16 protein-coding genes are annotated in these 21,160 nt (G+C 72.3%); 6 read left to right on the top strand and 10 right to left on the bottom strand.

From position 1 onward, the window contains the following. Position 1: 1 nt before the first annotated feature. The 4 genes from SANBI_RS12530 (at position 2) to SANBI_RS12505 (ending at position 6,505) form a co-directional block, all read left to right on the top strand. Positions 2–1,078, top strand: coding sequence for an adenosine deaminase (locus SANBI_RS12530; RefSeq protein ID WP_319155495.1), 1,077 nt, complete (start codon positions 2–4; stop codon positions 1,076–1,078). Between the two features lie 127 nt (positions 1,079–1,205). Beyond that, positions 1,206–1,919 (top strand): deoxyribose-phosphate aldolase, encoded by a 714-nt coding sequence (deoC, locus tag SANBI_RS12525; protein WP_319155493.1) that lies wholly within the window; start codon positions 1,206–1,208, stop codon positions 1,917–1,919. A 292-nt stretch (positions 1,920–2,211) separates the two neighbouring features. Next, the gene (locus SANBI_RS12520; RefSeq protein WP_461786662.1) at positions 2,212–5,445 is read left to right on the top strand and encodes a rhamnogalacturonan lyase family protein; all 3,234 of its coding nucleotides are present in this window, start codon (positions 2,212–2,214) and stop codon (positions 5,443–5,445) included. A 148-nt stretch (positions 5,446–5,593) separates the two neighbouring features. Then, on the top strand, positions 5,594–6,505 hold the full coding sequence (locus tag SANBI_RS12505; RefSeq protein ID WP_319155490.1) for a siderophore-interacting protein: 912 nt from the start codon (positions 5,594–5,596) through the stop codon (positions 6,503–6,505). A 39-nt stretch (positions 6,506–6,544) separates the two neighbouring features. Here SANBI_RS12505 and SANBI_RS12500 read toward each other — a convergent pair whose 3' ends face one another. Beyond that, positions 6,545–7,210: a response regulator transcription factor gene (locus SANBI_RS12500; protein ID WP_319155488.1), complete on the bottom strand. Its 666-nt coding sequence runs from the start codon at positions 7,208–7,210 to the stop codon at positions 6,545–6,547. A 63-nt stretch (positions 7,211–7,273) separates the two neighbouring features. Next, positions 7,274–8,524: a sensor histidine kinase gene (locus SANBI_RS12495; RefSeq protein WP_319155486.1), complete on the bottom strand. Its 1,251-nt coding sequence runs from the start codon at positions 8,522–8,524 to the stop codon at positions 7,274–7,276. A gap of 171 nt (positions 8,525–8,695) precedes the next feature. On the opposite strand from SANBI_RS12495, the gene SANBI_RS12490 reads away from it, so the two are divergent. After that, the gene (locus tag SANBI_RS12490; RefSeq protein ID WP_319155484.1) at positions 8,696–9,424 is read left to right on the top strand and encodes a DUF4352 domain-containing protein; all 729 of its coding nucleotides are present in this window, start codon (positions 8,696–8,698) and stop codon (positions 9,422–9,424) included. 206 nt (positions 9,425–9,630) lie between these two features. Here SANBI_RS12490 and SANBI_RS12485 read toward each other — a convergent pair whose 3' ends face one another. Together SANBI_RS12485 and SANBI_RS12480 are read right to left on the bottom strand one after the other, a co-directional pair. Beyond that, positions 9,631–11,529 (bottom strand): phospho-sugar mutase, encoded by a 1,899-nt coding sequence (locus SANBI_RS12485; protein ID WP_319155481.1) that lies wholly within the window; start codon positions 11,527–11,529, stop codon positions 9,631–9,633. A gap of 1 nt (position 11,530) precedes the next feature. After that, positions 11,531–12,367, bottom strand: a complete 837-nt coding sequence (locus SANBI_RS12480; protein ID WP_056129571.1) for a purine-nucleoside phosphorylase — start codon at positions 12,365–12,367, stop codon at positions 11,531–11,533. A 95-nt stretch (positions 12,368–12,462) separates the two neighbouring features. Here SANBI_RS12480 and SANBI_RS12475 point away from each other — a divergent pair, with 95 nt between their 5' ends. After that, positions 12,463–13,950, top strand: a complete 1,488-nt coding sequence (locus tag SANBI_RS12475) for an NAD(P)H-quinone dehydrogenase (RefSeq protein ID WP_380961061.1) — start codon at positions 12,463–12,465, stop codon at positions 13,948–13,950. A 45-nt stretch (positions 13,951–13,995) separates the two neighbouring features. Here the strand turns inward: SANBI_RS12475 and SANBI_RS12470 are convergent, their stop codons facing one another. The 6 genes from SANBI_RS12470 to SANBI_RS12445 all read right to left on the bottom strand — a co-directional run bounded on the left by SANBI_RS12470 (position 13,996) and on the right by SANBI_RS12445 (position 21,148). Further along, the gene (locus tag SANBI_RS12470; protein WP_319155477.1) at positions 13,996–14,487 is read right to left on the bottom strand and encodes a hypothetical protein; all 492 of its coding nucleotides are present in this window, start codon (positions 14,485–14,487) and stop codon (positions 13,996–13,998) included. Between the two features lie 148 nt (positions 14,488–14,635). Next, a complete protein-coding gene (locus SANBI_RS12465; RefSeq protein WP_319155475.1) occupies positions 14,636–16,645 on the bottom strand; it encodes an endonuclease/exonuclease/phosphatase family protein in 2,010 nt (669 codons plus the stop codon). A gap of 56 nt (positions 16,646–16,701) precedes the next feature. Further along, positions 16,702–18,126 (bottom strand): iron uptake transporter deferrochelatase/peroxidase subunit, encoded by a 1,425-nt coding sequence (efeB, locus tag SANBI_RS12460; RefSeq protein ID WP_319155473.1) that lies wholly within the window; start codon positions 18,124–18,126, stop codon positions 16,702–16,704. 121 nt (positions 18,127–18,247) lie between these two features. Further along, a complete protein-coding gene (gene efeO, locus SANBI_RS12455; protein WP_319155470.1) occupies positions 18,248–19,474 on the bottom strand; it encodes an iron uptake system protein EfeO in 1,227 nt (408 codons plus the stop codon). Beyond that, positions 19,471–20,355, bottom strand: a complete 885-nt coding sequence (efeU, locus tag SANBI_RS12450) for an iron uptake transporter permease EfeU (RefSeq protein WP_056129580.1) — start codon at positions 20,353–20,355, stop codon at positions 19,471–19,473. The genes efeO and efeU overlap by 4 nt, the downstream gene beginning before the upstream one ends. A 265-nt stretch (positions 20,356–20,620) precedes the next feature. Beyond that, entirely contained in the window at positions 20,621–21,148 is a 528-nt protein-coding gene (locus tag SANBI_RS12445) for an NUDIX hydrolase (protein WP_319155466.1), read from the bottom strand. Positions 21,149–21,160 lie beyond the last annotated feature (12 nt).

Here is a 21,160-nt window from a genome sequence, read left to right as displayed (position 1 = left end):
CATGACTTCCGCGCTGCCGATCGCCGCCCTGCCCAAGGTCCTGCTGCACGACCACCTCGACGGTGGTCTGCGTCCGGAGACCATCGTCGAGCTCGCCGCCGAGGTGGGTCACACGCTGCCCACCACGGACCCCGACGAGCTCCGCCGCTGGTTCTTCGAGGCGGCCGACTCGGGCACCCTCGTGCGCTACCTCGAGACCTTCGACCACACGATCGCGGTCATGCAGACGCGTGAGGGACTCGCGCGCGTCGCACGGGAGGCCGTCGTCGACCTCGCCGCCGACGGTGTCGTCTACGCGGAGCAGCGCTGGGCGCCCGAGCAGCACCTCACCGCGGGCCTGAGCCTGCAAGATGCCGTCGACGCGGTCCAGGAGGGCATCGAGCAGGGTGTCGCCGAGGCCGCTGCCGCCGGTCGCACCATCCGGGTCGGTCAGCTCATCACCGCGATGCGCCACGCGGACCGCTGGGAAGAGATCGTCGAGCTCGCTCTGGTCAACCGGGACCGCGGTGTGGTCGGCTTCGACATCGCCGGGGCCGAGGCCGGGTTCCCGCCCTCCCGCTTCCCGCAGGCGTGGCGCACCCTCAACGACGCCGGGTTCCCCACGACCATCCACGCGGGCGAGGCCGACGGGGTCGAGTCCATCTCCGAGGCCGTGCACCTCGGCCAGGCCAGCCGGATCGGGCACGGCGCCCGCATCGTCGAGGACATCGAAGACCTGGGCACCGACGCTCCGCGCTTCGGTCGGGTCGCGCACTGGGTCCGCGACAACCAGATCCCGCTCGAGCTGTGCCCCTCGTCGAACCTGCAGACCGGCATCGCTGCCACCATCGCCGAGCACCCGATCTCCGCCCTGCGCGACCTCGACTTCGCGGTGACGGTCAACACCGACAACCGCCTCATGTCGGCGACCTCCATGACCCGTGAGATGACGCTGCTCGTCGACGAAGCCGGCTGGACCCTCGACGACCTGCGCGACGCGACGCTCGCCGCCGCCTGGAGCGCCTTCATCCACCACGACGAGCGGCACGCCCTCGGCGAGCAGATCCTCGCCGGCTACGCAGCCGTCGCGGAGCAGTGACAGCGGTCGACCCGACCGCTCAGCAGGGCCGCGAGAGCGGCGCACGCCTCGCCTTCACAGGCACACCTCAGATCCCCGTCACGGTCGACCCGACCCGCGGGGACAGTCCCGAACCACGGAGAGAACGATGAGCCACGAGACCCTCACCCGCGACGAGCTCGCACAGTACGTCGACCACACGCTCCTCAAGCCCGAGTCGACCCAGGCTGACGTCGCCGCGCTCGCCGAGGAGGCGACAGAGCTCGGCACCTACTCGATCTGCATCTCGCCGTCGAAGCTGCCGATCGCCCTGCCCGCCGGCAGCACCGTCAAGATCGCCACGGTGTGCGGGTTCCCCTCCGGCGCCCACCAGCCCGAGGTCAAGGCCGCAGAGGCTGCGCACGCAGTCCTCGACGGCGCCCACGAGGTCGACATGGTGATCAACCTGGGTGCGGCGAAGGCTGGCGACTGGGACCAGGTCCAGGCTGACATCGCTGCGGTCCGGGCTGCCGCCACGCACCCGACGGTCCTCAAGGTGATCATCGAGTCGGCAGCCCTGACCGACGACGAGATCGTCAAGGCCTGCGAGGCGAGCGAGGCCGCCGGGGCCGACTTCGTCAAGACGTCGACGGGCTTCCACCCGGCCGGTGGGGCGAGCGTCCACGCCGTCGAGCTCATGGCCAAGACCGTCGGCGGGCGCCTCGGCGTCAAGGCCAGCGGCGGGGTCCGCACCGCCGCTGACGCCCTCGCGATGATCGAGGCCGGTGCGACGCGTCTCGGCCTCTCGGGGACCGCAGCCGTCCTCGACGGGCTCGACGCGTCCGCCGGTTCTGCCCCCACGGAGCAGGCGACGGGTTACTGACACTGCCAACCCGGTAGCCGGGCAGGACCCACCGCGAGACCCGCACGACCTCGGTCGTGCGGGTCTCGCGCTGTCTTCGGCCACGCTCCCGGCACGCTCCGGCGGCTGGGCGCACGTGCGGGCACGACGCCCAGCGATTGACACGAACCCGCGGGACTGCCGATACTCGACTGTCGGGAAGCGCTCTCCCGGGCCGTGCAGGTCATCGAGGACCGTGCGGGAGATCTGGGCGTCGAATCACCACTGGGCACGCGGCGACCGTCGCTGCCGGCAGCATTGAAAGGATTCAATGATGAATCTCGACCACCGACGGACCGCGAGCGGGGTGCTCGCGGCCGCCGTCGCCTCGGCGCTCGTGCTCACAGGCTCCGCCGCCGGCGCGGCCTCGCCGACAGCCGCCACGACGCCCACCCTGCCGGGGAGCCAGAGCACCCTGGCAGCCGCCGCCCCCGGCAGCGAGGGCACCCCCAGGCTCGAAGACCTCGACCGCGGGCTGGTGGCCGCGCGCACGGACGGTGGGGTGTTCCTCAGCTGGCGTCTGCTCGCCCAAGAGGTCACCGGCTCCTCGGAGGCGGGGCTCACAGGCTCGGACTTCGTCGTCTACCGAGACGGCGTCGCGCTCGACACGGTGACCGACAGCACGAGCTACCTCGACCCAGCCGGCACCGCTGGCTCCGTCTACTCGGTCACGGCGCTGGTCGACGGTGTCGAGCAGCAGCCGAGCGACGAGGTGACGCCGTGGGCGGACACCTTCACCGACGTCCCGCTCGACCGTCCGGCCGACGGGGTCACCCCCGCCGGTGAGGCATACACCTACGCGGCCAACGACATGAGCGTCGGCGACGTGGACGGCGACGGCACCTACGAGCTCGTGGTCAAGTGGGACCCCTCCAACGCGAAAGACGTCTCGCAGCGCGGCTACACAGGCCCGGTCTTCATCGACACGTACCGCACGGACGGCACCCTGCTGCACCGTGTCGACCTCGGCGTCAACATCCGCGCGGGTGCCCACTACACGCAGTTCCTCGTCTACGACCTCGACGGCGACGGTCGTGCCGAGATGATGCTCAAGACAGCGCCCGGCACGCGCACGACCACCTACGACAGCACGGGGGCTGTGACAGCCGAGTCCTACGTGACGATGCCGCAGGCCGACGTCGACGCCGGCTACACGCACGACGACGACTACCGCATGAGCGCAGCCGACTACCGCGAGCACCTGGTCGACGTGTTCCAGGGGTGGAACGAGCACCCGGAGGTCGTCGCCGGGGCCTGGCCGGCCACCCTCCAGGAGGCTCTCGCCCTCGACGGGGTCGAACCGCTCCCCGCCATGGACTACCCGCTGAGCCGCCAGGACGCCGAGGTCGTGGCGGACCACTTCATCGACGACTTCGCACCGGCCCGCAGCTCTCGCAACGTGCTCCGTGACTTCGAGGGCTTCGTCCTCGACGGGCCTGAGTACCTGACGGTCTTCGACGGTGCGACGGGGGGCGAGCTCGAGACCGTGCCCTACGCACCGGGACGCACCGACGACGGGCTCCTGTGGGGCGACTACGCGATGTCACGCATCGAGCCGGGCAACAGGGTCGACAGGTTCCTCGCGACGGTGGCCTACCTCGACGGCGAGCGCCCGAGCGCCGTGTTCGCCCGTGGCTACTACACGCGCTCGACCCTGGTGGCCTACGACTGGGACGGCGAGCACCTCACTCAGCGATGGGACGTCGACAGCGGCTGGACGCCCATGAGCAACCCCTTCGACGACTCGCCCCACGGGGTCGAGGGCACAGACCCAGAGTTCGGCACCCTCACCACCCAAGGCTTCCACTCGCTGAGCTCGGCCGACGTGGACGGAGACGGCAGGCAGGAGATCGTCTACGGCTCGGCGACGATCGACGACGACGGGAAGTCCTTGCTCTACAGCAGCTATGACGTGCTCCCGTCCGGCAGCGCAGACCCGGGTGCGCTGGCCAAGCTGGGCCACGGCGACGCGATGCACGTGACAGACATCGACCCGGACCGCCCGGGGCTCGAGATCTTCACGGTCCACGAGGGTGGCGCCTACGCCCCCTACGGCTACGCGCTGCGCGACGCGGCGACCGGCGAGGTGCTCTTCGGCGAGTACTCGGGCGTCGACACCGGACGCGGCATGATCGGCGACGTCGAGCCCGGCACCCGCGGCGTCGAGGTCTGGGCCGGCAGCCCTGTCGGGGAGACCCTCGGGCTGCAGGCCGCCGACGGCACGGCGCTCGGCGACGCTGCTCCCGGTACGAACATGAGCATCTTGTGGCAGCCCGACCTCACTCGGCAGATCGTCGAGGGGTCGGGGACGCAGACGCCCGTGGTCCGTGACTGGGCCTCGGGTGAGGCCCTGCTCACGGCGACGGGCACGCTGACCAACAACGGCACCAAGGGCACACCGTCCCTCGTGGCGGACATCCTCGGCGACTGGCGCGAAGAGCTCTTGGTGCGGACCGCGGACTCGTCGGCGATCCGCATCTACACGAGCGCCACGGTCTCCCAGACCAAGATGTACACGCTCATGCACGACCCGCAGTACAGGGGAGAGGTCGCCCGTCAGCAGACCACGTACAACCAGCCCTCGTACGTGGGCTTCTACCTCGCGTCGGGCATGACGGCGCAGGACTGGTCTCGGGTCCCGGTCCCGACGGTCGTCACCGAGCCGAGCCTCGTCGTCGACGCGACCGCGACCTCGGCGGTCTCGGGCGAGGCCGTCGCGCTCGACGTCAGGCTCGGCTCCGGGTACCCCGCGGTGCCCACGGGGCAGGTCGAGCTCGTGGTGGACGGAGCCGTGAGCGGTGCGCCGCTCGACCTGGTCGACGGTGCTGTGCGCGTCGACGTCCCGCTGCTCGCCGTCGGTGACCACAGCCTCACCGTCCGTTACCTGGGGGACCAGCGCTATACCGCCGTCGAGAGCGGCACTCTGCCGCTCGCGATCACCCGGGGCGCTGTCGACGTCGTCGTCACGACAGCCGGAGGACCGGCCGCGTCGACGGCGCAGGACGACCAGGCGCGCGCGCTCGCCCAGGCTGTCGAGCCCGGGACCGTGTCGGTCTCGGTCGTCCCGCGGGCCCCCGCGACGGGTGTGCCGACAGGCACCGTCGAGGCGACCGTCGACGGCGTGCCCTCGGGACTCGTCGTCCAGCTCGCCGACGGGACTGCGGTGCTGTCGCTGGCAGACCTGCCGGCGGGGGAGCGGACGCTCCTGGTCGGCTATCCCGGCGACCCGGCGTTCGAGGGCGCACAGTCAGCCCCGGTGATCGTCACCGTCGCGGAGGACGGCACCGTCCTCCCGGTCCCGACGGACCCGGCGCCGGGGACCGACCCGGCTCCCGGGGTGGACCCGGGCCCGACCGAGGCGCCCCAGGCCGGTGCCGGTGCCGGTCAGCAGAGCAGCGGGCTCGCTGTCACGGGGACCGAGGTCGCCTCCCTCGGTGTCGCCGCGCTGCTGCTCGCTGCGGCCGGGTGGCTGGCGCTGCGCGCTGCCCGTCGCCGACGCGAGGTCTGACCACGCCGCCGTGCACCCCGGGCCTCCCGCCCGGGGTGCACGGCCTGGGTGCACAGCTCGGGGCGCGCAGCCACGCGAGCGAGATCGCTGCACCCCGAGAGCGATTCCAGGGTTAGGGTTGCCTTAGTCAACTGATGGAGGCATCACCGTGTCAGCAGAGTCATCCCTGTCGGGCCAGCCGGGATCCGGCGAGCCGCAGGTGCCGGTCACGGCCACCGACGCGCCCGTGACGCCTCCGGTCCGTGAGGGCCGCCCTGTCCGCGTCCCGACCCAGACCGTCGTGGTCCGCACCGAGCGCCTCACCCCGCACATGGTGCGCGTCGTGCTCGGTGGTCCAGGACTGGCGGGCTTCGACCCGACAGAGTTCACCGACCGCTACGTCAAGCTCTGCTTCCCGCCCGAGGTCGAGGGGCAGCGCGACAGGCAGCGCACGTACACGGTCCGCTGGTACGACGCCGCCGCGGGCGAGCTCGCGATCGACTTCGTGGTGCACGGCGACACCGGGCTCGCCGGACCGTGGGCGGCCTCGGCCCAGGCGGGCGACCCGATGCCGCTGCTCGGTCCGGGTGGCGCCTACGCCCCGGCGGACGACGCGGACTGGCACCTGCTCGTCGGGGACGAGAGCGCTCTGCCCGCCATCGCCTCGGCCCTCGAGGCCATGCCTGCGGGAGCCCGCGTCAAGGTGTTCCTCGAGGTCGACGGACCCGACGGCGAGCTTCCGCTCACGTCGCCGGCGACCAGCGTGGACGGTGACCCGCTCGTCACCTGGGTGCACAGAGGCGTCGCCGGTCACGCGGTGGCCGGTGCTGAGGACTCACCCCTCGTCGAGGCCGTGACGGGGTGGGAGTTCCCGCCGGGCGTCCCGCAGGTGTTCCTGCACGGCGACGCCGGCTTCGTCCGAGACATCCGCAGGTTCCTGCGCGGCGAGCGGGACGTGCCGGTCTCGGCGCTCTCCGCCTCCGGCTACTGGCGGCGTGGCCGCACCGAAGAAGGCTGGCGCAGCGACAAGGCGGCCTGGAAGGCCGACGTGGACTCCGACGACGCGGCGCTCGCGGGCTGAGGCTCCTGGTCGACCGGGTGCCGCGACTTTCCCGCGGCCTCAGCCCGTAGTGCCAGCAGCCGTGCCGGACCTCTCCACGAGGATCGCGAGCTGGACCCGCCCGTCCAGGTCGAGCTTGGTGAGCACGTTGCTCAGGTGGGTCTTCACAGTCGCCCCGCTGACGAACAGCTGGCGTCCGATCTCGTCGTTGGTCAGCCCGGCGTGCACACCGAGGGCGATCTGCCGTTCTCTGTCGGTGAGCACGGCCAGCCGGCCCGCGGCTCCGTCACGCACAGGGCCGTGGCGGTCGCTCGTCACGTGGTCGACCAGATAGCGCGCGACGGCTGGGGAGAGCGACGCGTCTCCGGCCATGACGTCGTGCACCGCGAGCTTGATCGCCGAGGGCGAGGTGTCTTTGAGCAGGAACCCCCGCGCACCCGCGTCGAGGGCGCGCAGCACCTGCTCGTCTGCCCCGAAGCTCGTCATCGCGACCACCTCGGGTGCTCCGGGCAGAGCGCGGACCGCTGCAGTCGCCTCGACGCCGTGCACACGGCGCATCCGAAGGTCCATGAGGACGAGGTCAGGGTGGTGCGCCTGCACGGCCTCGACGACGGCGTCACCGTCGTCGGCCTCGGCGACCACCTCGATGCCGGGGTCGCTGTCGAGGATCTGGCGCAGGGAGCGGCGGACGAGCGGGTCGTCGTCGACGAGCAGGACGCGGATCACGTCTCACATGCTAGGCCGCGCGCGGACTCACCTGCGCACACACCCGTGCGGGCCCTCGACGGGTCAGGCGCTGTGCACCACCCACGGCAGCCAGACGTCGACGACGAAGCGCCCGTCGTGCGGCCCCACCTGAGCGCGCCCGCCGAGCAGCCGGACCCTCTCGTGGATCCCCGTGACCCCGGCACCAGCCCCGGGCACCCCGCCAGCGCGCGCCTCGCAGGGGAGCGGGTTCGACACGCGCAGGTGCAGCCCTGAAGCCGCAGACGCCGTGAGTGCGACGTCGAGCGGCAGGCCGGGGGCGTGCTTGCTCGCGTTGGTGAGCGACTCCTGCACGATCCTGTAGACGGCGTGGGTGAACGGTGCGCTCGCCGACGTCGCGTCGCTCACCACGACTGTCGCGACGACCGGGGTGCCGGCCTCCCGCGTCGTGGTGAGCAGCTCGGCGAGGTCGTCGAGGGAGAGCTGGACCGGCGGCTCCGTGGTCGCCGACCGGGCCGAGGCCGGGTCGCGCAGCACCCCGATCAACCCTCGGAGGTCGTCGAGCGACCTGTGCGCGTTCGCCTGGACGGCGCTCGCGGCCTCCTGGAGCTCGGGGTCACCCGCAGCGACCACCTCGAGCGCTCCTGCCTGCAACGAGACGAGCGAGAGCCTGTGGGCGAGGGTGTCGTGGACCTCCCGGGCGATGAGGTCTCGTTCCTCCTGGCGCGTGAGCTCTGTGCGCAGGTGCTGGGTGGTCTGTGCCTGCTCACGGCTCTGAGCGCGCACCTCGGTGAGGTCCCGGCGAGCCCGGCGGTAGAGCCCGACGCCGACAGCCACGCCCAGGGCGAGGACGAAGACCAGGACGTGCGACCAGACCGGTGCGGCGACGACCTCCCCGCCAGGCTGCGTGGAGGAGAAGACCTGTCCTGCTGCGGGTCGCGACGCGTCGCGCAGCACCGCGGCGCCTGTCGCGAGCGTCACGAGCCCTCCGACGGCCAGCACCTGACGTCTCGGTCTGGTGGCGACGACGGACGCGAGCCCGACGAGCGCCACGAAAGAGTCTCCTGGGAGCAGCAGGGCGTAGATCGAGCCGACCACGGCGACCAGGACGGGATAGCGCCCGCGCACCAGGACGAGAGACGCGACCCCCGTGCCGAGGACCATCCCCGCACCGGCCCAGGCGAGGCGCAGCCCCGAGGCCGGTTGAGGCATCGCCGAGTACGACGAGGCGACGAGCATGCTGGCCAGCGCGAAGACCACGAGGACGACGTGGAGCGCGACGGTGCCGGGTCTCCAGGCTCCTGGTGAGGCGGGGTGCTTCTCGGTGGGTGGCACAGCGTCAGCGTAGGGCCGGCCACCGACGTGGTCGTCGCCCGGGTGGGTGGTGTCGCGGGTGGTTCCTCGCCCGGTCGGGTCGACAGGACGCCCCGACCGGGCGATGCGACCGACCTGCCGGGAGCGGTCGGATAGGGGCACACCAGCACCCACGACACGAACGAGGCCGTCATGACCGCAGCACCCAGCTCCCAGCCGACCCCCGAGCACCCCCAGGGGCCGGGACCCCACCCGTCAGTCCAGGTCCCGGCCGGCTACGTGCTGGCCCCGGCACCGAAGAAGAAGGGCTTCGTCCGACGCCACAAGCTGCTCAGCCTCGTCCTGCTGGTCGTCGTCGTGGTGGTGCTCGCCCAGCTCGCCGGGGGCGGCGACGGGGCCCCGGCTCCTGCAGGGGCTCCGACGACCTCGCCGGCCACCTCGGCCCAGGACGCCCCGCCCGCAGAAGAACCCGCTCCGCCCGCCGAGGCTGCCCCACCCGCCGAGGCTGCCCCGCCTGCCGAGGCGGCCCCGGGCGTCGGCACCCCCGTCGCGGACGGCAAGCTGCAGTTCACGGTGACGAGCGTCGAGGCGGGGGTCCCGAGCATCGGCGACGACCTCTTCGGCGTCACGGCCCAGGGGCAGTACGTGCTGGTCCACATGACGGTGACCAACGTCGGCGACGAGGCCCAGCTCTTCGACGCGAGCTCGCAGACGCTGCTCGACGGCCAGGGGCGCACGCACTCCGCAGACTCTGGCGCGGCGATCTACCTGCCGGACTCCAACAGCTTCCTCATGAGCATCAACCCGGGCAACACCGTCGACGGCATCGTGGTCTTCGACGTGCCCGCCGACGCGACACCGGTGTCGGTCGAGCTGCACGACTCCCCGTTCTCCGGGGGCGTCACCGTCTCGCTCGGCTGAGCACCCGCCCGCGGCGGTCGCAAGGCTGCCTACAGACAGCAAGAGGGTGGGCGAGGATCTCCTCGCCCACCCCTCCTGCTGTCATTGCACCAGCTCGGGCCGCCTCGAGGCCGGACCAGGTCCTGACCTCCGGACCACGTCCTGACCCCACCGCGACCCGGCCGGGACACACCTGGCCGGGACGCCTCCAGGCCCGGTCGGCCCTGTCAGGCCGGAGAGATCCCGAGCGCCGACGACATGTCGGCGCGGATCGCCTGGAGCCGTCCGGCCGCGGTGTGCCGTGCCTCGGTGACCTCGTCGACGCTCGCGTCGGAGGCGACCGGGACGATCACCTCGAGGTAGCACTTGACCTTCGGCTCGGTGCCGCTGGGGCGCACGATGACGCGTGAGCCGTCCTCGGCGACGAGCCGCAGACCGTCGGTCGGCGGCAGACCGTCGACACCGTCGGAGAGGTCGACGGTCTCGATCACGGCGGACCCCGCCAGGCTGGCAGGCGGGGACGTACGCAGGCGCTGCATCGTCAGCGGGATCTGCGCGAGGTCGGTGAACCGGGCCGACAGCTGGTCGGTCAGGTGCAGCCCGTGCGCACGGGCCAGGTCGTCGAGGGCGTCGACGAGGGTGCGACCCTGCGCCTTGAGCCTGTCGGCGAGCTGGACCATGAGCAGGGCGGCGCTGATGCCGTCCTTGTCGCGGACCGTGGCCGGGTCGACGCAGTAGCCGAGGGCCTCTTCATAGCCGAAGACGAGACCGTCCACGCGTGAGATCCACTTGAAGCCCGTGAGGGTCGACGCGTGGTCGAGACCGTGCGCAGCCGCGATCCGAGCGAGCAGACGTGAGGAGACGATCGAGCTGGCGAGCAGCCCGCTCGTCTCACGCGAGGCGACGAGCTCGCCGAGCAGAGCCCCGACCTCGTCGCCGTGCAGCATCCGCCAGCCCTCGCGAGGACCTGTGTCACCGCCGGAGTTCGTGGCGAAGTCCTGCTCGGCACGGTGGTCCTTGACGGCCACGGCGCACCTGTCGGCGTCGGGGTCGTTCGCGATCACGAGGTCCGCACCGAGGGTCTGGGCGTAGGCGAGCGACAGGTCGATCGCCCCGGGCTCTTCGGGGTTCGGGAACGCGACCGTCGGGAAGGCCGGGTCCGGGTCGGCCTGCTCGGGCACGAGGAACACGTCCTGGTACCCGGCTGCCCGCAGGACGTGGTCGACGACAGCGCCACCGACGCCGTGCAGCGGCGTGACGACGATGCTCAGGTCACGCGGGGCGGTGTCGTCGGCGAGGGCGCCGACGGCGTCGAGGTAGGCCGTGAGGACCTCCGGGCCGGCGATGCTCCAGCCCTCCTCGGCCCGGGGGACCTGGACGGCCGGCGGCGCTGCGGTGATCTTCGCCGCGATGAGCGCGTCGAAGGGCGGCACGATCTGCGCGCCCTGGCCCGCGTCCGTGACGGCGCGCCCGCCGAGGTACACCTTGTAGCCGTTGTCCGCAGGCGGGTTGTGGCTCGCGGTGACCATCACGCCGGCGTCGGCGTCGAGGTGACGCACCGCGAAGGCGAGGACAGGCGTGGGCAGCGCCGAGGGCAGCAGCACCACGTCGAGACCGGCCGCCGTGAACACCGCGGCGCTGTCGAGGGCGTAGGTGTGGGAGTTGTGTCGCGCGTCGTAGCCGACGACGATCTTCGGTCGCGCCGGAGCCGCAGGCTCGTGACGGTGCAGCAGACCGTGCTTGTGCTCAGGCTGGGAGTCCTGCGCACCGAGCGAGTCGACGAGGTAGGCGGCCAGGCCTGCGGCGGCGCGCAGGATCACGGCACGGTTCATCCGGTTGGGACCGGCCTGCATCGCACCGCGGAGCCCAGCGGTGCCGAACTGCAACGACCCGGAGAACCTGTCGCGCAGGTCCTCCAGGGCCGCCTCGCGGACGGTCTCGTCCTCGGAGCGGATGGTCTGGAGGACCGCAGTGAGCTCGTTGCGTGAGAACGCGTCGGGGTCGTCGGCGATCCACGCCTCGACCCGTCGGGTGAGCGAGGCGACGTCTTCAGCGCCGGAGCCGGCGACCGCGCCCGTCGTGCCGCTCGTGCCGTCGATGCTGTCTGTGCTGTCGGTGCTCGTCATGTCAGATCTTCTTCACGATCTCGGCCAGCAGCGCGCTGATGCGCGGACCCGCGGCCTGGCCGGCTTCGATGACCTCGGCGTGCGACAGCGGCACAGGGCTGATGCCGGCGGCGAGGTTGGTGACGAGCGAGATCCCGAGGACCTCCATGCCGACCTGACGGGCGGCGATGGCCTCGAGCGTCGTCGACATGCCCACGAGCGAACCACCCATGATCCCAGCCATGCGGACCTCGGCGGGGGTCTCGTAGTGCGGGCCGGGGAACTGGACGTAGGTGCCCTCGGGCAGCGTCGGGTCGACCTCGTGGGCGAGCCCGCGCAGCCGGCTCGAGTACAGGTCGGTGAGGTCGACGAAGGTCGCACCCTCGAGCGGCGACGTCGCCGTGAGGTTGATGTGGTCGTCGATGAGCACCGGGGTGCCGGGCGTCCAGTCGGTGTTCAGGCCGCCGCAGCCGTTGGTGAGGATCGCGGTCTTCGCGCCGGCAGCCGCGGCTGTGCGCATGCCGTGCACGACGGCGCGCACGCCCTTGCCCTCGTAGAGGTGCGTCCGTGAGCCGAGGACCAGCGCGTGCTTGCCGGTTGCCTCGATGCGGATCGAGCGCAGCGTGCCGACGTGGCCTGCGACGGCAGGCTTGCCGAAGCCGGGGACCTCGTCGCTCGAGAGCTCGGCGACGGTCTCGCCGAGCAGGTCCGCCGCGCCGCCCCAGCCAGAGCCGAGGACGAGGGCGATGTCGTGCGACTCGATGCCGGTCGCGCGCGCGATGTACGCCGCTGCCTCGCGGGCGTTCTCGAAGGGGTCGGCGTCGGCGCCGGGCTGGTGGGGGACAGGAGAAGTCGTCATGGACTGAGGTTATCCGTACCGCGGGCCTGCGACGAGAGGACACTCGCCGTGCCGGGGTCGCCGAACGGCACGGGCACACCTGGGATAGTGGTGCCGTGACTCAGACACCCCCCGTGACTCCCTCCCAGCCCGACGCCCCAGCCCACACCCCCGGGTCGAGCGACCTCCAGGCGACCCGCATCGTCATCCTCGGCGGAGGGCCCGGCGGCTACGAGGCGGCCCTCGTCGCCCGCCGGCTCGGCGCGGACGTCACGGTCGTCGAGCTCCACGGCCTCGGCGGCGCCGCGGTCCTCACCGACGTCGTGCCCTCGAAGACCCTCATCGCGACAGCCGAGTGGATGACCATCGCGGACACCGCAGCCGAGCTCGGCATCCGGGTCGACGGGGCGGCCGGGGCGACCAGCCAGAAGCACCACGTCGACCTCGCCGCCGTCAACACCCGCGTGATGGCGCTCGCAGCCGCCCAGTCGGCCGACATCCGCGCGCGGCTCGAGCGCGAGGACATCCGCATCGTCATGGGACGAGGACGCCTCGACGGCCCGTCCCGCGTGGTGGTCGACACCGCCGACGGGCAGCCGCAGGTCGAGCTCGACGCCGACGTGGTCCTCGTCTCGACGGGCGCGACGCCCCGCGTCCTGCCGACGGCCGTCCCCGACGGCGAGCGCATCTTCACGTGGACGCAGGTGTACAACCTGACCTCCCTGCCCGAGAAGCTCATCGTCGTCGGCTCCGGGGTCACCGGCGCAGAGTTCGCGGGCGCGTACAACGCCCTCGGCTGCGACGTCGTGCTGATCTCGAGCCGCGACAGGGTCCTCCCGGGTGAGGACGCCGACGCCGCCAACCTCATCGAAGAGGTGTTCCGCGGTCGTGGCATGACCGTCATGGGACGCAGCCGCGCCGAGTCGGCCGTCGTCGTGGGGGAGGGCGACGACAAGCACGTCGAGGTCACCCTGTCCGACGGCACCGTCGTCACGGGTTCGCACCTGCTCATGGCCGTCGGGTCGACCCCCAGCACCGAGGGCCTCGGGCTCGAGGAGGCCGGGGTGCGTCTCACGCCGTCGGGCCACATCGAGGTCGACAAGGTCTCGCGCACGAGCGCTCGCGGCGTCTACGCGGCGGGGGACTGCACGGGGGTGTTCCCGCTCGCGAGCGTCGCGGCGATGCAGGGTCGTGTCGCGATGTCGCACGCCCTCGGTGACGCCGTCCAGCCCATCCGGCTGCGGACCGTCGCGGCCAACATCTTCACGGCACCGGAGATCGCGACCGTCGGGTACTCCGAGAAGAAGCTCGTCGAGCAGGGCTCGAAGTACGTCACGACGATCTTGCCGCTGAGCCGCAACCCGCGGGCCAAGATGCTCGGCATGCGCGACGGCTTCGTCAAGATGTTCTCGCACCCCGAGGCCGGCGTCGTGCTCGGCGGCGTGGTCGTGGCGCCGCGGGCGAGCGAGCTGATCTTCCCGATCACCCTCGCCGTCGCGCACAGGCTCACCGCCGACGCCGTCGCCGAGGCCTTCACGGTGTACCCGTCGTTGTCGGGGTCGATCGCGGAGGTCGCGCGGATGGGGCACCACCGCGGCGAGTGAGGTGCCGGGGCATCGGACGAGCGCCCTGCGGCAGGGCCGAGCCTCTCAGTCGAGCAGCGTGACCTTCTCGATCCGCGCGCTCACGTGCACGGCGCCGTCGTGGACCGCGAGGTCGGTCAGTGTCACCCCGGTGACCTTGGTGGCGACGGCCTCCTGGACGCGGACCGCCACGACAGGGTCGCCGTCGCCCTTGCGGATCTCGACGAGCCCCTCTGGCAGACCCTGACGCGCCAGCGCAGTGTTCACCGGGCCGGTGAGGTGGTTGAGCAGCTTGTGCGCGGGGATCGAGCGGGCCTGGGCCGTGACCTCGAAGGTCGCGACACCGCCCGCGTAGCCGGTCAGCACAGCGGTCGCGGTCACTGTCCCGACAGCGGCTGCGGCGAGCCTCAGCGCGGTCCCGCCGTCTGGTACGAGCCTCAGGTCGACCTCGACGACGATGGTCGAGCCCTCGCAGCGCAGCGAGCGGACGAACGGTGGCAGGGGCTTCTTGGCTGCTGCGAGGGCGAGGGCCTCGTCGAGGGGGAGCGAGAGCTGCACGGTGGGTCTCCTAGGTCTGCGGGTGGTCTGCGGTCTGTCAGGGGTCGGGCTGCGGGAGGGACGCGGGGACGCCGAGGTCGGGCGTCGGAGGGCGGAGCCTTGCCATGCTGGGCCGGTCCTTCTCGCGCGGCGCGAGCTCAGCCGGGCGTCACGGGAGGCTCACCGTCGCGACGAGCGGCCTGTGGTCGCTCTGGCGGACGTCGAGCACCTCGACGTCGGAGAAGCTCACGCCTGCCCCGAAGATCCAGTCGATCCGCGAGGACGGTGCGTCGCTCGGGAAGGTCGAGGACAGCGGGTCGCCCGCCTCGTCGACAGCGCTCGTGAGACCGGCGGCCTCGAAGAGCGCGACCTCGGGCCACCCGGGCTCGGCGTTGAGGTCGCCGGCGACCAGACGCGCACCGACGACGGGCTCGGCGTCGAGGAGCGCCGCGATCTGGTCGAGCCGTGTGTCGATGTTGCCCATCCGGTGCTGGAGGTGCACCGACGTGACCCGCAGCGGCGTGCCGTCGACGTCGAGCGTGACGCTCACGGCGCTGCGGCGCTGAGGTCCCGCGCCGTACGGCAGAGCCGTCGGGTCGACGTCCGTCCCGTCGCCGAGGGACTCGTCCCACAGCACCATGTTGCCGAACTGCCTGTCGGCGGCCGGGACGAAGGCAGAGTGCATCCCGAGCCGCTGCTCGAGGTACGTCGCCATGTCGGACCCGCCGCCCATCACCCAGCCGCGCGAGACCTCCTGGAGCGTGACCAGCTGGGCACCCGAGCCGGCGATCACGTCGACCATCTCGTCGAGCTCGACGCCGGGTCCGGTGCTCACCCCGTAGTGCAGGTTCCAGTCGAGCACCTGGAGCGTGCCGTCGGCGACGGGAGGGCGCTCGTCGGCCGGTGTCCCGGTCCCGCTGCTCGGCAGCACCACGGCGGTCCCCACGACCAGCAGCGCGCAGGTGAGCGTCACGAGGACGAGCTGGGCCCGCAGCGGAGCGCCGACGGTCGACAGCTCGACGGTGCCGTCGGCGCCGTCGAGCTCGTCGGTCCCGACGGCGTCCCGCTCGGAGGCACGGGCCCTCGAGCGGGCTCGCGCCGCCATGAGCGAGAGCAGCACCGCGACCAGCACGGGGACGACAGCGTTGGGGACGCCGAGCGGGACGTCGTAGTCCAGCTGGTAGACGAGCAGCGGGACGATCACCCCGAGGCCCGCGCAGGCCGCAGCACCGGCGAGCCTCGCTGCGGACTGGTCGTGGACGGGGCGGGTGAGGGCTCGGGCGAGCGCGAGGGGAGCGCCGACAGCGAGGACCAGCAGCGAGAGGCAGACGAGGACGGTCCGCCAGCCGCTGGGGTCGTGCGGCCACGTCGCAGCAGCGAAGACGCCGGCCGACGCGCTCCCGAGCACCACGACCAGCAGACCGTCGGTCCACGCGGGCGTCCGCGGGGCGCGGGCGACGGGCAGCACGAGGACGACCGCGACGAGGACAGCGGGGACCAGCAGCAGAGGACCTGCGACCCAGAGCGGCAGGCCGGTCTGGGAGGCGAGGAAGGCGGGGTTCGCGACGGTCATGACGGCGAGGCCGACGAAGGGTCCTAGGAGCCAGAGACCACGGACCGCGGGTGCTGCGGGCAGCCTCCGCAGCCCTCGTGCGAGCAGGACCGCGACCCCGCCGAGCAGCACGGGCGTCAGCCAGGCGACGACACCTGGACGCCAGACGGGGTCCCAGGTGCTCCACGCGAGCGTCAGCGCGGCAGCCAGGGCGAGCCCGCCCGAGACCCCGGCGGCCACGACGCGCCCGGAGACGCGAGCGGCCACCGCCGCGGTGACCACCAGGACCGCGAGGGCGAGCGCGACGGCGACGAGCCCGACCACGAACCGCGCGGACCCGTGCGTCGCCTGCACGGCGAGCCTGAGCACGACGAGGGACACGACCCCGGTGAGCAGGGCCGGGCCAGCGACCTGGCGCCGCAGGCACACGAGGGCGACGAGGGCCCCGGCTGCGGCGTAGGTGCCGACGGCCGTCACCCCGGCCTGCACGACCCCCGCGGTGAAGGCCTGGTCGATCAGCGGCCCGCTGGTGCGCACGAGGTCTGCGGTGAGGGCGGTGACGACAGCGAGCAGCAGCACGAGGCGCGCAGCGGTCCGCGCGGCGACGGGCGGCGAGATGTCGGTCATGCCCCGACGCTACAGCGCCCGAGCCCCTGACGTGCTGCGTGCCTGGGGCTCGCGGTTCACGTCTCGAACAGCGTCTGGCCGACGTAGACGCCGTCGGTGCCGCCCGTCGTGGACCCTGCGGGCAGGCCCGGTGGGACGGCCCAGAGCCCTGACCCTGTGTGCCGCAGGTACTCGCTCAAGAGGTCGTCGCGGGCGAGGGTGTTCTGCAGCGGGATGTACTGGGTGGCGGGGTCGCGGACGTAGCAGAGGAAGAACAGCCCGGCGTCGAGGCGGCCCAGACCGTCGGAGCCGTCGGTGTAGTTGTAGCCGCGGCGCAGCATGCGGGCACCGCCGTTCGCGCTCGGGTGCGCGAGCGCGACGTGCGAGGCAGGGTCGATGAGCGGGACGTCGCCGCGTCCTGTCACCGTGAAGTCGGGCTCGGTGTGCTCGTCGCCCCCGGACAGCGGTGCTCCGCTGCCCTTGGTCCGCCCCGTGATCGTCTCCTGCTCGCGCAGGGACGAGCGGTCCCACGTCTCGATGGTCATGCGGATGCGACGGGCGACGAGGTACGAGCCTCCGGCGAGCCACGCGGCGCCGGGCTCGGCGGCCGAGTCCTCGGGCTGGACCCAGACGTGGTCCTCGAGGGCCCCGGGCTCTTCGGCCTTGATGTTGGCTGTGCCGTCCTTGAAGCCGAAGAGGTTCCGGGGGGTCGACTGGCTCGTCGACGTGGTCGACGTGCGTCCGTAGCCGAGCTGGCTCCAGCGCACCGAGGCCGTGCCGAAGGCGAGCCTGGCCAGGTTGCGGATCGCGTGGACGGCGACCTGGGGGTCGTCGGCGCAGGCCTGGACGGCGATGTCACCGCCGCAGCGCGCGTCTTCGAGAGCGTCTGCGGGGAAGTGCGGCAGGTCCGCGAGCAGCGCAGGCTTGCGGCCCTCGAGGCCGAAGCGCGCTGCGCCGTCGGCGCCCTCGAAGAACGAGGGTCCGAAGCCGAAGGTGATGGTCAGGTGCGAGGCGTCGAGGTCTTCGGTCTCACCGGTGTCGTCCGGCGGTGCGTCGTAGGGACCCGACGACGGGCCGAGCTCCCCAGCCGGCAGACCGCGCATCATGCGGTCTGCGGCGGCCGTCCAGGTCCGCAGCAGCTCGACCAGGTCGTCGCGGTCCTCGGTGAGCAGGTCGAAGGTCGCGAAGTGCAGGCGGTCCTGGGCGGGCGTGCTGATGCCCGTCTGGTGCGCCCCGGTGATCGGGTACGACCGCGACGCCGGAGCGGGCTCGGCTGCGGGCCGCCCGACGGCGTAGCCCGTCGCCGCGGAAGCCCCGAGGGCCACGAGCCCTGCTCCCGCGATGCCGAGCAGACCGCGCCTGGACACGGGGCGGGAAGCCGCCTGCCCCGTCGTGGCGCTCGCAGCACCATCGGTGCCGTCGGCACCGACAGCATGGTCGGCTCCGGCAGCGGAGCTGGCAGCGGGCTGCTCAGCGTCGGGGGTGCGGGGTGGCGTCGGCATCGGGGACCTCGGGTGGTGGTGCCCGGCCGACCAGGGGTCCTGGTCGACCGGGCTCGCGGATCTGCTGCTGGTCGCCTCCCGGCGACCCGCGGCCGACGTCTGGTCGGCCGGGTGGGGTGCGTCAGAGGACGACGGCTGCGGTCAACCTCGAGAGCGGCTCGCCGAGCGCGTTGACGGCGTCGGCGAGCTCCTTCACCTGTGCGGGTGTGAGCTCGGTGTAGAGCACGAAGCCGTCACCGGAGCGCTGGGCGTCGAGGAGCGTCTGGATCGCGGCGAACTGCGTGTCGAGGTCGTCGGCGAGGTCTTCGTCCTGGGCGAGCACGACGTCACGGAGCCCGTCGTAGGCGACCTTCGCGCCGTCGACGTTGGCCTGGAAGTCCCAGAGGTCGGTGTGCGACCAGATCTCCTCTTCGCCGGTGACCTTGCCCGTCGCGACCTCGTCGAGCAGGCCCTTGGCACCGTTGCCGATGCTCGCCGCGTCGATCCCCTCGGCGAACTCCGCGGTGTGCACGCGGGTGTCGAGCTCGGTCGTGTCCGCGAGCAGCTGGTCGGCGTACTGCGTGCGCTGCTCAGCGGTCAGCGGCACGTACTCGGTGCCGCCGTTCGCCTCGGCGGTGGGCTGCCACAGGTCCTTCTCGAGGAGGTGCCAGCCCGTCCACTCCTGACCCTCTTCGAGGTCGGCCTCGCGCAGGTCCATGCGGGGGTCGAGGTCGCCGAAGGACTCGGCGACGGGCTCGATGCGCTCCCAGTGGACGCGGGTCGAGGCGTAGAGCGCACGCGCGGTGTCGTCGTCGCCGGCCGCGTAGGCGTCGACGAACTCCTGGGTCCCCGCGAGCAGCTGCTCCGTCTGGTCCTTGACGTACCCGACGTAGTTGGTCGTCGCCGTGGTGATCTGGTCGGCGAGCTCGCCCGTCGGTGCGACGTCGGAGCCGGAGTCGGTGACCGTGAAGTCTGCGCGGATGCCGTCGCCGACCATCCCGGGCTTGCAAGCGGTGACGTAGCTGCCGGGCTTGGCCGTCAGCACCAGGTCACGGGTCAGTCCGGGGCCGATGTTCTCGACCTCGGAGACGATCCGCAGGCCGTCTTCGGCGAGCAGGTAGAACTCGGTGACGTCGTCGCCCGCGTTCGTCACGGAGAAGACCACGTTGCCCGACGGCGCCTCGGGGGCCGAGACCGTGCACTCGTCGGCGGTCGAGGTGACGGTGAGCGTGGCGGGGCCGCTGCCGTCGGCCTCGTCGGCCGGCGCGGAGTTGTCCGTGCAGGCCGCGAGGGCGAGGGTCGTGGCGAGCGCGGCGGCCGTGAGGGTCAGGGTTCGCGCAGCGCGCGGGCGCTGGGTGGTCGGGCTCAAGGTGTTCCTCCGGTGGTGGGAGCGGCGGCGCCGGCGGCGGGTGCCGTCTCGGTGCTCGACGTCGTCGGGGTGCGGGGCGAGCCGGACCAGACTGTGCGGACGTAGACGGTCATGACGGGGACGATGTACGCGGTCCACGCGAGGGCTTCGAGCCACGTGGTCGCGGGGGAGAAGTTGACGGTGCCCTTGAGGAGGGTGCCGTACCAGCTCGACGGCGGGACCTGGGCGGACACGTCGAAGGCGAGGTTGTGCAGTCCGGGCAGGATGCCCGCCTCCTGGAGGTCGTGGACCCCGTAGGAGAGCACCCCGGCGGCGATGACGATCAGCAGCAGACCTGTCCACGCGAAGAAGACGCGCAGGTTCAGACGGACTGCACCCTTGTAGACCGCCCAGCCGAGGGCGACCGCGACGAGGATGCCCAGGAGCGCGCCGACGAGCGGCTCGGCGGTCTGGCCCGTCGCCTGCGCTCCGGCCCAGAGGAACAGGGCCGTCTCGAGGCCCTCACGGCCGACCGCGAGGACAGCCATGACGAGCACGGCCCAGCGCCCGGCGGCGACGGCCTCGTCGAGCTTGCCGTGCAGGTCGCTCTTGAGGTGGCGGGCCGTCTTGCCCATCCAGAAGATCATCCAGGTGATGAGCCCGACAGCGACGATCGAGAGGGTCCCGCCGATCGCCTCCTGCGCCTCGAAGGTCAGGCCTCGGGGGCCGAAGGTCAGCAGCGCCCCGAAGGCGAGCGACACGACGACGGCGAGGGTGACGCCGGCCCAGAGCTGGGGGAGCAGGTCCCGCCGTCCGGTCTTGACGAGGTACGCCACGAGGATCCCGACGACGAGTGCCGCCTCGAGCCCTTCACGCAGGCCGATGAGGAAGTTGGGGAGCACGACAGACCCTTCGAGCCAGGTCGCCAGACCTGAGGTAAGGCTTGCCTCATGACGAGCCGAGATGAATGTACTCCCGTCGAGGGCCTGAGGGGAGCGATCCGGGCCGACGTGGTGCACGTCTCAGCGATCCTGGGAACTTCTGGAGAGCCCGGGACGTCCGTCGTGGCGTAGAGCGGGTGTGGCGCTGAGGGGGCGTCGTGCTGAGAGGCAGACGCTGACAGCGGACGGCGCCGAGATCAGCGGATGGCGCCGAGAGCTGGCGGCGCTAGGAGGCGGCGTCGTCAGGGGCGCTCGGCCCGAGCGCGTCGATCCGGGCGCGCAGCCCAGGCCACGCGGTTGCGAAGGCAGGTAGCAGCTCCCGGTCGGTCACCTCGTCGGCCGGGACCCACACGACGTCGAGGCTCTCGGTGTCGGTCGGGCGGACGTCGATCACGTGGCCCGGGGCTTCTTCGGCCAGGACCGTCGTATAGCTCCAGGGTCCGTGGTCGAGCACGTGCTCACCGAGCACGCGGACGGCACCGGGCGCGATCCCGGCCTCCTCCTGCGACTCGCGCAGCGCCCCCTCGACGGCGGTCTCGCCGGGGACGATCGCCCCGCCGGGCACACCCCACGTCCCGCCCTGGTGGCTCTCGAGCGACCTGTGCTGCAGCACGACGTGCGTGACGAGGCCCTGGTCGTCCCGGCGGACGAGCAGCAGCCCGGCAGCACCGACGAGGCCCCAGTGGCGCCGCCCGCAGGCGCACTCCACCCAGCCGTCGCCAGGGTGGCGGAAGAACCCGGGGACCTCGGTCATGTCAGCCCAGGC

The sequence above is a fragment of the Sanguibacter biliveldensis genome (assembly GCF_033798665.1).
Taxonomy (GTDB): Bacteria; Actinomycetota; Actinomycetes; order Actinomycetales; family Cellulomonadaceae; genus Sanguibacter; species Sanguibacter inulinus.
The sequence above is the reverse complement of the archived record's forward strand: the minus strand, read 5'-3'. Positions and strand labels throughout refer to the sequence as shown.

Coding starts and splice junctions, on each gene's coding strand:
- SANBI_RS12530 (WP_319155495.1), top strand. CDS start 2: ATGACTTCCGCGCTGCCGATCGCCGCCCTGCCCAAGGTCCTGCTGCAC.
- deoC (WP_319155493.1), top strand. CDS start 1,206: ATGAGCCACGAGACCCTCACCCGCGACGAGCTCGCACAGTACGTCGAC.
- SANBI_RS12520 (WP_461786662.1), top strand. CDS start 2,212: ATGAATCTCGACCACCGACGGACCGCGAGCGGGGTGCTCGCGGCCGCC.
- SANBI_RS12490 (WP_319155484.1), top strand. CDS start 8,696: ATGACCGCAGCACCCAGCTCCCAGCCGACCCCCGAGCACCCCCAGGGG.
- SANBI_RS12485 (WP_319155481.1), bottom strand. CDS start 11,529: ATGACGAGCACCGACAGCACAGACAGCATCGACGGCACGAGCGGCACG.
- SANBI_RS12480 (WP_056129571.1), bottom strand. CDS start 12,367: ATGACGACTTCTCCTGTCCCCCACCAGCCCGGCGCCGACGCCGACCCC.
- SANBI_RS12465 (WP_319155475.1), bottom strand. CDS start 16,645: ATGACCGACATCTCGCCGCCCGTCGCCGCGCGGACCGCTGCGCGCCTC.
- efeB (WP_319155473.1), bottom strand. CDS start 18,126: ATGCCGACGCCACCCCGCACCCCCGACGCTGAGCAGCCCGCTGCCAGC.
- SANBI_RS12445 (WP_319155466.1), bottom strand. CDS start 21,148: ATGACCGAGGTCCCCGGGTTCTTCCGCCACCCTGGCGACGGCTGGGTG.